The following is a 12,662-nucleotide window of genomic DNA, read 5'->3' on the forward strand; positions in this document are numbered from 1 at the left end:
GGCCAGCATATGCGTCCGGCCTCGGGCTGCGTGGCACGGGACGTCCCGTTGGCCGGTCAGGCCACGCCGAGACGGTGCAGCAGTTCGTTCTCCATGGCGTCGAGCTCGTGAGCCACCGCGGCGTGCGCAGCCTTCCGCCGGGCGGCAGGCATGCGTTCGGCCGCGCGTACGGCAGCGGTGAGCTGCCTCAGGGTCGCCTCGGACTGCTCGGCGAACGTGACACGGTCCGGGTCGCCTGCCGCGCTCTCCCGCAGCCCGGCGAGCTCCCTTGCGATGCCGCTGATGCGGGCGTGCAGGCGAGCGCCGCGCCCGGAGAACTCCCCGATCGAGTCGATGCTGACCCCGAGCCTGCGGGCGCGGAACCGGTCGTATGCCTCGCGCAGTGCGGACGCCGCGCGTACCGCCAGCGGGGCGAGGACCGGGATCACGACAGGTGCGATGACCTTGATCACACCGATGGCGTTGCGCGCCTTCGCCGGTGTGATGCGTGGTTCGGGTGCTTCGGGCTTGTTCTTGTGCCCCATCGACGTGCCACCTCGTGTGCGATACCTGTACGGCCCGGCTGACTTCCGCGTGACCCTCCGGGCAGGGCCCGGTGCCGTCCGCACCGGACGGCTGATCAAGCCTGCTGGAGTGCCCAACGTACTCGGTACCGGCGCGGCCGGCACGGGTGCGGTACTACCCGCGCGTGTCATTCACGTCGGCCCCGACGCCTAAGCTGGGCATATGTGTTCGGATAGTGCGCGAGGGGCGGCGGGGCGGGTGCCCGTGCTGCTCGATGCCGTCGCGGTGACGCGATGCCGCAGGCGGGTACACCTCGAACACGACCCGAACGTACCGAAGGACGAGCGCCTGCCGACGGACGCGGGCACCCGGCAGCGCATCGTCGACGCCGCCGAGCACAGGAGGGACGTCGCGGAGCGGCTGCGGGCGGTGCATCGCGGCGCGCACTGGGTGACCGTGCCGGAAGGCGTCCCCGCGGCCGAGCGCGTGGCGGCCACTGTGGCCGCGCTGGAGGCAGGTGCGGCGTACGTGTGCGGGGCCGTGCTGCCACCGGACACCGAAGGGGGGCGGCGAGGAGGCGCCGAGCTGCTGGTCCGTACGGGGGCGGGGTACGTACCGGTGATCGTGGTGCGGCACAAGATCAGCGATCCCGGTACGGCTTCGAACCCCGTGTACACCACGCCGTTCGGTGACCTCGACCCGGACAACGCCCGCCTCGACCCGGCACGCAAGCTGCGCTCACAGCCGCGTGACCAGCTGCGGTTGGCGCACCTGTGGGAGCTGCTGCGGGTGACGGGCCACGCCGAGCCGGACCGTTCACGTGGCGGGGTGATCGGGATGGAGACGGACGTCACGGTCTGGCACGACCTGGACGCCGCCACGTTCCCCGGTGGCCTCAGCGCGCGCGAGGAGTATGGCAGGCGCTTCGCCGACCGGTTCGCCGTGGCGAGTGCGGCCGCACACGAGGAGGAACCCCTCGCGCAGCCGTCGCGGATCCTGGAATGCCGTAGCTGCCCCTGGTGGTCGCTGTGCGAGCGGGAGCTACTCGCCGCGCGGGACGTGAGCCTCGTGGTGCGCGGGGACGACGCGGTCGAGCTGCGCAGGGCGGGGATCACGACGGTGGACGAGCTCGCTGCGCTCGACCCGAGCGGCGCGCAGCCTGCCCTGCTGAACGGTAACGACCCTGCGCACCTCATCGCGCTCGCACAGGCATGGCTGGGTGGCCACAGCGTGGTGCGCAAGGTGGATGCGCTGCGCGTCCAGCGTGCCGATGTCGAGGTCGACGTCGATATGGAGAGCTACTCCGACCGAGGTGCGTATCTGTGGGGCGCGCTGCTGGGTGGCGCGGACGTCGGTCTCCGTCACGGGTACCACGCCTTCTCCACATGGGACCCGCTCCCGACCGAGGACGAGGCCCGCTCGTTCGCCGAGTTCTGGGCGTGGTTCTCGGACGTGCGCGCCCGGGCTGCCCGGCAGGGGCTGAGCTTCAGGGCCTACTGCTACAACGCGCGCGCCGAGAACCGGTGGCTGCTGTCGTCGGCGGAGCGCTTCGCAGGCCTGCCGGGAGTGCCCGAGATCGCCGAGGTCAAGTCGTTCGTGGAGTCCGAGGAGTGGGTGGACCTGTTCCGCACGGTCTCGGACAGCTTCCTGTGCGTGCGCGGCAAGGGGCTGAAGGTGGTCGCCCCGCTCGCGGGCTTCTCGTGGCGCGATCCGGACGCCAGCGGTGAGGCGTCGATGCAGTGGTACCGGGAAGCGGTCGGGATGACGGGCGAGGCGCCGGACGTCGCGCAGCGCGACCGGTTGATGCGCTACAACGAGGACGACGTGCGCGCCACCGCCGCCCTGCGCGAGTGGATGTCCGGTTCCGCCATGACCGAGATCCCGCACATGCGCGACCTGTAGCCGGGTTACCGCCCCAGGCCTGCCGGCACCCTGTGCCGGGCACGCGGGAACCCCGTGTCGGGCCCGTCGGCAGGCCGTGTCGGGTGTGGGCAGGCCCGATCAGCGCGGTGCCATCCGCAGCGAGCCGTCCAGGCGGATCACTTCACCGTTGAGGTAGTCGTGGCCGACGAGGTCGAGGACCAGCTGGGCGTACTCGTCGGGACGGCCGAGACGCTTGGGGAACGGCACGCCGGCGGCGAGTCCGGCCCGGACGTCCTCGCCCACCGTGGCCAGCATCGGCGTGTCGATGATGCCGGGAGCGATGGTGAGCACCCTGATACCCGCCGAGGCCAGGTCCCGGGCTGCGGGAAGGTTCAACCCGACCACGCCGCCCTTGGAGGCTGCGTACGCGGCCTGGCCGATCTGGCCGTCATAGGCGGCGATGGAGGCGGTGTTGATCACGACGCCGCGCTGCTCGTCGGTCAGCGGCTCGGTCTTGCCGATGGCCTCGGCGGCGAGTGTGGTGACGTTGAAGGTGCCGATCAGGTTCACCTCGACGACCTTGCGGAAGAGGTCGAGGTCGTGGGTGCCCTTCTTGGAGAGAATGCGCGCCGACGGGCCGATGCCCGCGCAGTTGACCACGGTGCGCAGCGGCACGCCCGCGCCCGCTGCCGTGTCGACGGCGGCCTGCACCTGCTCCGGGTCGGTGACGTCGGTTTCCACGTAGGTGATGCCGTCGATCCGCTCGGCGGCGGCGATGGGTTCGGCGAGGTCGAGCGCGAACACGCGCGCTCCCTTGCCCGCGAGTGCCGTGGCCGTCGCACCACCGAGACCCGATGCGCCGCCGGTGACGATCGCCGCTGTCTGGCTGAGTTCCATGCTGCTGGCCTTCCCTTCGAATGACGTTCCTGCGTTGTCGACGCCCGACACGGCGAGCCGATGCTCGAGAGGTTAACGAACGCTTACCGTTCCCGCATCAGGTGGTGCTGTATGACGCTTTCCGTCCATTCAGCGGACGGAAAGCGTCATACAGCATTCCGCCGCGTCGGGAGGGTGCGTTAGGTTGCTAGCAGTATGCCAACAATCTGCGATCGAGGTGGCGATGTCCGTGCAGTCGCGGCAGGACGTTCACCGGCACACCTGCACGCTGTGTGAGGCGGGATGCGGGATCACCGTCGCGGTCGACCGCGACCGCGTCCTCGAGGTGCGCGGAGATCCGGACGATCCCGCCTCGCGCGGATACATCTGCCCCAAGGCCACCGCGCTCGCGGACCTGCATCACGACCCCGACCGGCTGCGTCAGCCGATGGTGCGCGACGGCGACCGGTGGACCGAGGTGAGCTGGGAGGAGGCCTTCGACCTGGTCGGTCGCAGGCTGCGGGAGATCCGGGAACGGCACGGCCGTGACTCCGTCGGCGTGTACCAGGGCAACCCCACCGCGCACAACCTCGGCCTGCTCACCTACGGGCAGGTACTCTTCCGCGGTCTCGGCACCCGCAACGTCTACTCGGCGACCTCGGTCGACCAGCTCCCGCACATGCTGGCCGCCTACCTGATGTTCGGGCACCAGTTGCTGATGCCGGTACCGGACATCGATCGGACCGACCTGTTCGTGTGCCTCGGCGGCAACCCGGTCGTGTCCAACGGCAGCATCATGACCGCACCCGACATGCGTACGCGGCTCAAGGCACTGGCCCGGCGCGGCGGAAGGGCGGTCGTGCTGGACCCGCGCCGCACGGAGACCGCCGAGCTCACCGGCGAGCACCACTTCATCCGGCCGGGCACCGACGCACTGCTGCTCATGTCTCTGGTGCACGTGCTGTTCACGGAACGGCTGGTGCGCACCGGGCATCTCGGGGAGTACCTGACCGGCCTGGACAGGCTGCGGGAGGCGGCAGTGGACTTCCCGCCGGAACGCACGAGCGAGGTGACCGGGGTCGACCCGGCAGTGGCGCGCCGGCTGGCGCGCGACCTCGCCGGGACCGAGCGCGCCGTCCTGTACGGCAGGGTGGGCACCTGCACCCAGGAGTTCGGCGGGCTCAACGGCTGGCTGCTCGTGGCAGTCAACGCGCTCGCAGGCAACCTCGACACCCCTGGTGGGGCGATGTTCACCACGCCCGCCGTCGACGCGGTACCTGCGGCGAGGTGGGCGGGCCACGCGGGCAGCTTCGCGCGGTACGGGAGCAGGGTCCGTGGGCTTCCCGAGTTCGGTGGTGAGCTGCCGGTGTCGGTGCTGGCCGAGGAGATCGAGACCCCGGGCGACGGCCGGATCCGGGCGCTGGTCACATCGGCGGGCAACCCCGTGCTGTCCACCCCGAACGGCGCGCGCCTCGAGCGCTCCCTCGAACGGCTCGACTTCATGGTCTCCGTCGACCCGTACCTCAACGAGACCACAAGGCATGCGGACGTGATCCTGCCGCCGACCAGCCAGCTGGAGCGCTCGCACTACCCGCTGGCGCTGGCCAACTACGCGGTTCGCAACACGGCCCGGTACTCGCAGGCCGTGTTCCGCCGTGCCGCGGACCAGCGGCACGACTGGGAGATCTGCATCGGGCTGGCCGCGCAGCTGTTCCGCCCCGCCAACGCGCTGCTGCGCCAGGCCGCCCGGCTCGGTTGGCGGGCACTGCGCGCGCTCGGTCCGGAGCCGATCGTCGCGCTCGGGCTGCGGCTCGGTCCACACGGCCTGCGCAGAGGGCGCCACGGCGTGTCCCTGCGCAAGCTGCGGGAGCGCCAGCAGGGCATCGACCTCGGGCCGCTGGAGTCCCGGCTACCGGACCGGTTGCCCGGCAGGTCGTCGACGATCGCGCTCGCACCCGCGGAGTACCTCGCCGATGTAGCCAGGCTGCGGGAGCGGCTGGCGAACGCGTCACCGGACGGGCTCGTTCTGATCGGCAGGCGCCAGCTGCGCAGCAACAACTCGTGGATGCACAACAGCCCGCGGCTGGTGAAGGGCAGACCGCGCTGCACCCTGCTGATGCATCCGGACGATGCCGCCGAACGGGGGCTGGCAGACGGCGAGCTCGCCACGCTGTCCTCCCGCGCCGGACGTATCGACGTCCCGGTGGAGGTCAGCGACGCGATGATGCCCGGTGTGGTGAGCCTTCCGCACGGCTGGGGCCACCATCGCCCCGGAGCCCGGCTGTCGGTGGCAGGTGCGCACCCCGGGGCGAGCATGAACGACGTCACCGACGAGTACCTCGTCGACGAGCTGACAGGGACGGGCGCGATCACGGGTGTTCCGGTCGCGGTACACGCGCGGGAGACGGTCGCCGGGTAGCGCTGCCTGCCGCCCCGCTACTCCGTAGCGAGGCGGCCCGCGGATGACGGGCTAGGCATCTGTCGGCATCGCATCGAGCTGCGACATGATCGCGTTCTCGAAGTCAGCCGTAGCCACCGTGGGCTCGCTGGTGTTGTGGATCTCGAGCCGCACGATCACGTCGTCGCTGCCGTAGTGCCCGCGGATCTGCTCGCGGCCGTTGTCGAGGAACTCCGTGACGTGCACACCCGGGGGTGCTTCCGGCGCCTCGGTGGCGTCGTTGCTGAGGTGAATGTTCCGTAGCTCCTCGGCGGCCGTGGCGGCGTCCGAAGGGCTGGATGCCGTGACGAGCAGCACGATCGCGCGGCTGCCGCTGGGGAGGCGTTGTACGAGGAAGTCCGCGTCGCCCTCGGCGTGTTCCCGGTAGACCTCGATCTCCTGGGAGATGAGGTAGTTGAGCTCGGGGAGGTCATCGACCGAGTCGATGCCGCTGTCCTTCTCCGCCGAACCCGGCAGGTCCGGCATGACGAGCTTGTTCTGCTCCTCCCGCGCTGCCCCGCCGGAAGACGGCATGGGCTCGTCACGGCGCGCGCCCGAGTCCCAGACGACGTACGCGCCCAGCGCGGCTCCTGCGAGGACTACGACGGCGAGCGCGCCGCCGAGGAACCGCCTGATGGACGACCCGCCACCGGTGCCGTCAGGGGCGACGTCGCCGGGTTCGGGGGCAGGCGGCGTGGCGTCCTCGCCAGCCGCGGGATCGTCGAGCTTGTTCTGCTCCTCCCGCCAGGTCACGCCTGGCACCCCCTTTCGGGATACGTCATCGGCCGCGCAGGTCCGCGTGGTATTGGCTTCCGCCGGCGCGACCGCGTTGTCGGCCGTGGGCTCGCGGGAGGTCGCTGGTAGTTCTTCTCCGCGCACAGCGCTATGGAAGCCCTCGACCATTGTGCAATGTGCGCGCAGGTGCGCCGCCGTGGCGTTACCGGCGGCCGACCGGGTGAAAATCGTTCACGTTGTCGCGAGAACATCCCGATTGAGCACTGACGATGCAATTGTCGGCTCGGCCACCGGCACGCCCTGGCCCGCCTTGTGCTATCGGGTCCCGACCTGCGATGAACGCGTAACGTAGGTATAACTATCCGGTGCCGCTCCGTAACACGCTCATGCAGCGAAACGCTCCGATGGGACGCCGACCGTTGTTCTGGCAGAGTGAACACATGGCGTTCTCCGGTGACAAGTCGCAGTTCGTGGATGGTTCGGAGGCATTGCCGGGACGCTCCGAGCCGATACAGGTCCGGCCCACCCACGCCGTGCACCCGGACGCGCGGATCGTGCCGCCGTTCCCGGAGGGTACGCGCCGGGCGGTGTTCGGGCTCGGTTGCTTCTGGGGCGCGGAGCGGGTGTTCTGGCAGCTGCCGGGCGTGTACTCGACCGCGGTGGGCTACGCGGGCGGGTACACCGTCAACCCGACCTACGAGCAGGTATGTACCGGCCTGACCGGGCACGCTGAGGTCGTGCTCGTGGTGTACGAGCCGGACCGTGTCGCGTACGGCGAGCTGCTGAAGGCATTCTGGGAGAACCACGACCCGACGCAGGGCATGCGCCAGGGCAACGACGTGGGTACGCAGTACCGCTCGGCGATCTACTGGACCGATGAGACGCAGCGGGCCGAGGCTGAGGCTTCCTACGAGCAGTACGCAGCCGCGTTGCGCGCGGCGGGCTACGGGGACATCACGACGGAGCCGGCCGCGCTCGACGCCTTCTACTATGCCGAGGACTACCACCAGCAGTACCTGCACAAGGTGCCGGGCGGCTATTGCGGCATCGCCGGTACCGGGGTGACCTGCCGCGTGCCGTGAGCGGTCCGGGGCGCGCGGCGCCCGGGCTCACTCGGCCCTGTCGGGCGCATCGGCCGACGGCGGACCGTCCGCGGTGCCGGTGCCGGTGCCGGGCTGTGAGGACAGGTCGGGCAGACCTGACGGGATGATGGTCCGTCCGGCGCCCCACAACGTGCTGTAGACGCTGTTGGCGACGGCGCCGTGCGCGTCGCGCAGCAGCCGGACGGTCCCTTTCGGCATGGGAGTGGCTTCCAGCAGGGCGAACGGAACGCCGGAGATGACGTCGTAGGAGCGCCTGACCACGTCGCTGTCCGCGCTTTCCGGCGAGCCGATCACCTCGTCGCGGGCATGCTGGACACGTTCGATCTCGGCGACGGCCGCGCGGGTGCGCCGCAGCGTCCGCTGCGCGGCGACGGCCTGCCTGCGCAACCGCAGCGACTCACGGAGCAGCAGCAGCGATGCGAGAAGCAGGACGAGACCACCGAGCAGTGCGGTGCCGCTCGCGAGCTCACCGGCCACGGTGCACCCGCACGTCCGCTTCGATGTTCGACTGCGCGAGCTGCTTGTGCACTTGGGTGACGGCTTGTTTGTAGACCAGCTCACGCAACAGGTTCGGGGTTATCGCCGACATGGGCTTGGCGACCCATGTCTTCTCGGCGGCCAGTTCCACCGGGTTGAGCAGCTCGGCTGTGAGTACGAGCCGATCACCCTCCCCCAGGTAGTCCACAAGGTCCGGGGGCAGCGCGTGCACGCGGCCGGCCACCTCGTCGGTATCGGCGGCCACCTCGGACAGCCGTGCGCGGAGCGAGCGAAGGGTGAGCGTGGCGAGTACGACGGCCACGAGCCCCGCGAGGAGTACGCAGTACCCGATGATCTCCATATGACACCCCGCCTTCCATGGAAGGCCATCCACCACCCGCAGGGTGGGTCGCGCCGGACGGCGCTGACAGGAACGCCCCCGCGCGGCCGGATCAGGCCCGCGAGGGCGGTGACGGAGCGGACGACGGGATTCGAACCCGCGACCCTCACCTTGGCAAGGTGATGCGCTACCAGCTGCGCTACGTCCGCCTGTGCGGCACTCACGGTGCGTCCCGCACCGCGTGCGGTTACCAGTCTATACGGCACGCTCAGTGATCAGTAACCCACCCTGATGGGGTTAGCGACAACGAGTTGAGCGACAGCCTGGTGACGTAACCATGATCACTCCGTATTGTGTTCGCGCGGCCCACTCATTCGGGAGTGTAAGCCACCGGTACTGCGGGGAGGTGCTCGACGGGATGCCATCCACGTCCTCGGCTTCTCGGTCCGACGATGCGGTCCTGCTGCGCAGGCTGCGGCGGGACGATGACGCCGCGTTCTCCGAGCTGTTCGAGCTGCACGCCGCTGCCGTGCGGCGGCTGGCGCGCGGGCTGACCAGGCATGCCAGCGAGGCCGAGGACATCACGTCGGAGACGTTCTTCCGCGTCCTGCAGGCTGTCCGGCGGGGCGCCGGACCGACGGACTCGGTGCGCGGGTATCTCCTCACCGTGGCGCGGCGGGTGGCGATGGAGCACCAGGCGGCGTCGCGCGACGTGCCGGTCTCCGACGAGGAGCTCAGCAGCCGCGCGGGGAGCTACGAGCACGGCATCGCTCGGTCCGCCGAACGCTCGTTGATCACCCGCGCCTTCTCGAGCCTGCCCGCGCGCTGGCGCGCGGTGCTGTGGCAGACCGAGGTCGAGGGTGAGCAGCCCGCGGTGATCGCGCCGAACTTCGGGCTGAATGCCAACGCGACAGCCGCCCTGGCGCGGCGGGCACGCCAGGGCTTACGGGCCGCGTACCTCCAGGCGCATCTGAGTGAGAACGAGCGGGGCCGGCTGTCCGCGGGCTGCGCGGATGTGCTCGACAAGCTCGGCGCGTACACGGCGGGCAGCGTGACCGGCGCGGAAGCTCGCCGGGTGCGGCGGCACCTTGCCGAGTGTGCGTTCTGCGCCACCCGACACGACGAGCTGCGCGACGTATCCTTCTCGCTGCGCGAGCACGCCGTCGCGCTTGCCGCCGTGACGACGGCGTCCAGTGCCCCGGTGGCGGCTGCCGCAGGCGATGCCGCAGCGTCAACTGCCGGCTCCTGGGTCGGGCGGCAGGTGGTGCGGGCGTGCGCCGCTGTGCAGAACGCCGTGGGTGGGGTGCCCGTCAAAGTGGCGATCGCGGTGAGCTCGACAGCAGCCGCCGGGGTGTTCGGCTTCACCGCAGCCGCGCAGCTGTCCAGTGCCCCGCCGGAGATCATCGGATTGCCTGGCCAGCAAGGAGTTCCCGAGCTGACCGCCGAGAGAACGAGCGAGCGGGACGGCTCGCACGCCGTCGTCCCCCCGAGTCCGGAGGAGCTCAACGAGCCGGACGGTTCATGGGGAGCCGACGCCCGGGAAGGCACCGAGGGGGACACGCACCGAGGAGGGCAGCGCGAGGCGGGCGAGCCCGGCGAGCCGGGCGGGGACGGAGCGGCCGGTGACGCTCCGGGCGTGAGCGAGGAGACCCGCGAGGCCGGCGACACGGTCGGGGAGCTCGCCGGGCGCGGCGGCGGGGTCGATCCGGCCGGCAGCGGCACGCGTTCAGATGACGTGTCACGGCCGAGCGTGCCCGAGGAAGCCCGTAGCGCTACGCGCGATGGGCAGGGCGCTACGGCGAACGCCGAGGGTGCAGCCGGCGGCGAGCAGGGCGCTACCGCGAGCGCGGACGGTACCGCGGGCAGCGTGCGCGTGGTGGAGGACGCCGACGGCTCGGTGGCCGATGAACAGACCGGGGGAGAGGATCCGGCCGCCGGAGCGGACGCAGCCCCCCAGGAAGGCACCGAGGTGCGTCCCGAAGGCGAGCAGGACCCTGGGTCCGCCGGCTCCGCCGCCGATGACCCCACGTCGCCGGAGTGTTCGTGCGAGGAGCCGGGCTCCTACGAGGTCTATTACTACGAGGAGGAGTACTACTATGTCGAGTACGGGTCCGGTTACTACTATTTCGGCTACTGAACGTGATCACACGAGTGGAGTATTCCGACTGCTTGCCTGGTCACGATGCGGATCGGGCCTCGCCACGATGTATCGCGGCGCGGTACTTTGCGTGAGGTGCTGACAACCGAGTGCGAACGGAGCTGGATACGCGATGGACCGGGTGGTTACGGGCGCCGACGGCCGCGAGTGGTCGGTACGCTGCCAGATGGAGTGGCGTCCTCCGGTCACGGCCGAGGACTTCGAGCACGACGTCTCCGGTGGGGCGCGGCCCGGGTACGTGATGCTGGGGATTCTCGCGGTGCTGATCGCCGCGCTGGTGATCTGGATGCCGGAGGGTGTGTACGTACCGGGCTGGTTCCTGCTGGCGCTCGCCCTTGTGATGCTGTTCTTCCCGCTGCGTTGGGCCCTGCGGCGCCCGTGGACCGTGGTCGCCGAGACCGATGGCCTCGAGCCCGAACCCGTCCCACACGGCAGGCGCGATGCGCGGGAGGGCGACGGCGAGCAAGACGGTGACACCGACCAGGCCGAGGCGGTCGCCGAGGACGCCGAGCCGGAGTACGACCCGTATCCTGCCGAACGCTGGGTGGGTACGGTACGCGGCATGTTCGCCGTCCGGGCGCACATGTCGCGCGCGGCCAAGGACATCGCACGCGGGTCGGCTCCCGACCCGACCGGCCCGCTGCGGCCTGTGGACTGACCCCGTGGGGAAACCCGTTCCGGGCTGGGCGGAGCCACGGACAGGGAGCGAACTGGCACGCAAAGTGAGCCAAGCTCTTGTCATCTGTGCCGAATCCGCCCAGCATTGACGTCGTGACCAGCGTACCGGCCTCGCTCGTGCTCCCGTGGAGCGTCGCCACGCTCGCTGTCGTTGTGCTGCTCTGGGTACTGATACGTTCCCGGCGTCCGGGCAAGGCGACCGAGGACGCCGTGCTCGACGCGGTGCACCGGCTCTCCCTCGCGGCTCCCGGCCTGCGGGAAGGGCTGGACCAGTCGGCGGCGGACCGGATCACCATGCACCTGCTGCTGTTACTGAAGTGCGTGGCCGTGGGGATCACCGACCGGCACGGCATCCTGCAGAGCTGGGACGGCGAGGCCAACGACCACTACGTCGATCTCGAGCCTGCCATCACCGCAGCACGTGTGCGGCATCGCAGGGAGATCGTCGCGCACGAGAACCTGTTCTGCTCGGCACGGGGCGAGTGCCGGATGCGCACGGCGGTGGTCATCCCCCTGATCGTGGAGGGAAGCACGCAGGCGGTGCTGATCGTCGTGGGGCGCAGCAGGGGGCAGCGGCTGATGCAGATGGCCGACGCCGTCGCGCAGTTCGTCCGCACGCAGTTCGAGCTGGCCAGCCTGGAGGAGTCCAAACGCGCGCTGAACGAGGCCGAGATCAAGGCGCTGCGCGCGCAGATCTCGCCGCACTTCATCTACAACGCGCTGAACACGATCTCGTCGATGATCGAGAAGGATCCGGAGCAGGCCAACGACCTGCTCCACGAGTTCGCGGACTTCACGAGGTACTCGTTCCGGCAGTCGAGCATGTTCACCACGCTCGCCGAGGAGCTGCGCAACATCGAGCGGTACCTCGCCATCGAGTCGGCGCGGTTCGACGACCGGCTGGACGTGCGCATCAAGATCGCCCGCGAGGTGCTCACCGTCGTCGTGCCGTTCCTGCTCATCCAGCCGCTCGTGGAGAACGCCGTCAAGCACGGGCTCGCCCAGAAACCGAGTGGCGGCACCGTCAGTGTGGTCGCCGAGGACGCCGGTAACGAGGCCGTGATCAGCGTCGAGGACGACGGCGTCGGGATGGACCCGGCCAAGTTGACCGAGCTGCAGAACGCGCACGCCCGCTCGAGCGGTCATCACGTTGGCCTCGGCAGCCTCAACAAGCGGATGCGGCAGCTGTTCGGCGACGAGTACGCGCTGGTGGTCGAGACGGCGGTGAACGCCGGCATGAAGGTCACCCTGCGGGTGCCGAAGTTCACGCCAGGGGTGCGTCCCGACCTGCCGGACTACGGGGTCGGCAAGGACGGTGAACCGGAAGGGACCCCGGAGCTGCCCGGCCAGCGTGACGGCTCGGCGGGCGGCCGGGGGAGCACCAAGCCGTCGATGTCGCCCGTGGACGGTGTGTGAGCGGTGGCACCGCCTGCGCGGGGCGAGTGCGGTCGCGCCGGTGAACAGGCTCAACGGCGGGGCGGTGCGGCGGTC

At 70.3% G+C, this 12,662-nt stretch carries 11 protein-coding genes and 1 tRNA gene; 6 read left to right on the forward strand and 6 right to left on the reverse strand.

Annotated elements, in window-relative coordinates:
- Positions 1 to 56: 56 nt before the first annotated feature.
- Positions 57 to 524: a DUF6474 family protein gene (locus tag CHB84_RS00950; RefSeq protein ID WP_089299528.1), complete on the reverse strand. Its 468-nt coding sequence runs from the start codon at positions 522 to 524 to the stop codon at positions 57 to 59.
- A gap of 202 nt (positions 525 to 726) precedes the next feature.
- Between CHB84_RS00950 and CHB84_RS00955 the strand changes: the two genes are divergently transcribed.
- Positions 727 to 2,406, forward strand: a complete 1,680-nt coding sequence (locus CHB84_RS00955) for a TM0106 family RecB-like putative nuclease (RefSeq protein WP_089299529.1) — start codon at positions 727 to 729, stop codon at positions 2,404 to 2,406.
- Positions 2,407 to 2,505: 99 nt separating this feature from the next.
- Here the strand turns inward: CHB84_RS00955 and CHB84_RS00960 are convergent, their stop codons facing one another.
- Positions 2,506 to 3,264 carry an SDR family NAD(P)-dependent oxidoreductase gene (locus CHB84_RS00960; RefSeq protein ID WP_089299656.1) on the reverse strand — a complete coding sequence of 253 codons (759 nt, stop codon included), beginning with the start codon at positions 3,262 to 3,264 and terminating at the stop codon, positions 2,506 to 2,508.
- Between the two features lie 223 nt (positions 3,265 to 3,487).
- Between CHB84_RS00960 and CHB84_RS00965 the strand changes: the two genes are divergently transcribed.
- The gene (locus CHB84_RS00965) at positions 3,488 to 5,662 is read left to right on the forward strand and encodes a molybdopterin oxidoreductase family protein (protein ID WP_089299530.1); all 2,175 of its coding nucleotides are present in this window, start codon (positions 3,488 to 3,490) and stop codon (positions 5,660 to 5,662) included.
- A gap of 51 nt (positions 5,663 to 5,713) precedes the next feature.
- On the opposite strand, the gene CHB84_RS00970 is transcribed toward CHB84_RS00965, so the two are convergent.
- Complete coding sequence (locus CHB84_RS00970; RefSeq protein WP_089299531.1) at positions 5,714 to 6,433, reverse strand: hypothetical protein; 720 nt, start codon at positions 6,431 to 6,433, stop codon at positions 5,714 to 5,716.
- A 422-nt stretch (positions 6,434 to 6,855) separates the two neighbouring features.
- Here CHB84_RS00970 and msrA point away from each other — a divergent pair, with 422 nt between their 5' ends.
- Positions 6,856 to 7,497: a peptide-methionine (S)-S-oxide reductase MsrA gene (gene msrA / locus CHB84_RS00975; protein WP_089299657.1), complete on the forward strand. Its 642-nt coding sequence runs from the start codon at positions 6,856 to 6,858 to the stop codon at positions 7,495 to 7,497.
- Positions 7,498 to 7,524: 27 nt separating this feature from the next.
- On the opposite strand, the gene CHB84_RS00980 is transcribed toward msrA, so the two are convergent.
- The 3 genes from CHB84_RS00980 to CHB84_RS00990 all read right to left on the reverse strand — a co-directional run bounded on the left by CHB84_RS00980 (position 7,525) and on the right by CHB84_RS00990 (position 8,544).
- Positions 7,525 to 7,995, reverse strand: a complete 471-nt coding sequence (locus CHB84_RS00980) for a hypothetical protein (protein ID WP_089299532.1) — start codon at positions 7,993 to 7,995, stop codon at positions 7,525 to 7,527.
- Positions 7,985 to 8,389 (reverse strand): hypothetical protein, encoded by a 405-nt coding sequence (locus CHB84_RS00985; protein ID WP_141134539.1) that lies wholly within the window; start codon positions 8,387 to 8,389, stop codon positions 7,985 to 7,987. Before CHB84_RS00985 ends, CHB84_RS00980 begins: the two co-directional genes overlap by 11 nt.
- Positions 8,390 to 8,471: 82 nt before the next feature.
- A tRNA-Gly gene (locus CHB84_RS00990) sits at positions 8,472 to 8,544 on the reverse strand.
- Positions 8,545 to 8,753: 209 nt separating this feature from the next.
- On the opposite strand from CHB84_RS00990, the gene CHB84_RS00995 reads away from it, so the two are divergent.
- From CHB84_RS00995 to CHB84_RS01005, 3 genes are all read left to right on the forward strand, one after another.
- Positions 8,754 to 10,472, forward strand: coding sequence for a sigma-70 family RNA polymerase sigma factor (locus tag CHB84_RS00995; RefSeq protein ID WP_089299534.1), 1,719 nt, complete (start codon positions 8,754 to 8,756; stop codon positions 10,470 to 10,472).
- A 133-nt stretch (positions 10,473 to 10,605) separates the two neighbouring features.
- On the forward strand, positions 10,606 to 11,151 hold the full coding sequence (locus tag CHB84_RS23950; protein WP_089299535.1) for a DUF1656 domain-containing protein: 546 nt from the start codon (positions 10,606 to 10,608) through the stop codon (positions 11,149 to 11,151).
- A gap of 104 nt (positions 11,152 to 11,255) precedes the next feature.
- Entirely contained in the window at positions 11,256 to 12,587 is a 1,332-nt protein-coding gene (locus tag CHB84_RS01005; RefSeq protein ID WP_089299658.1) for a sensor histidine kinase, read from the forward strand.
- Positions 12,588 to 12,662: the final 75 nt, after the last annotated feature.

It is taken from the genome of Haloechinothrix alba (genome assembly GCF_900188115.1).
Classification (GTDB): domain Bacteria; phylum Actinomycetota; class Actinomycetes; order Mycobacteriales; family Pseudonocardiaceae; genus Haloechinothrix; species Haloechinothrix alba.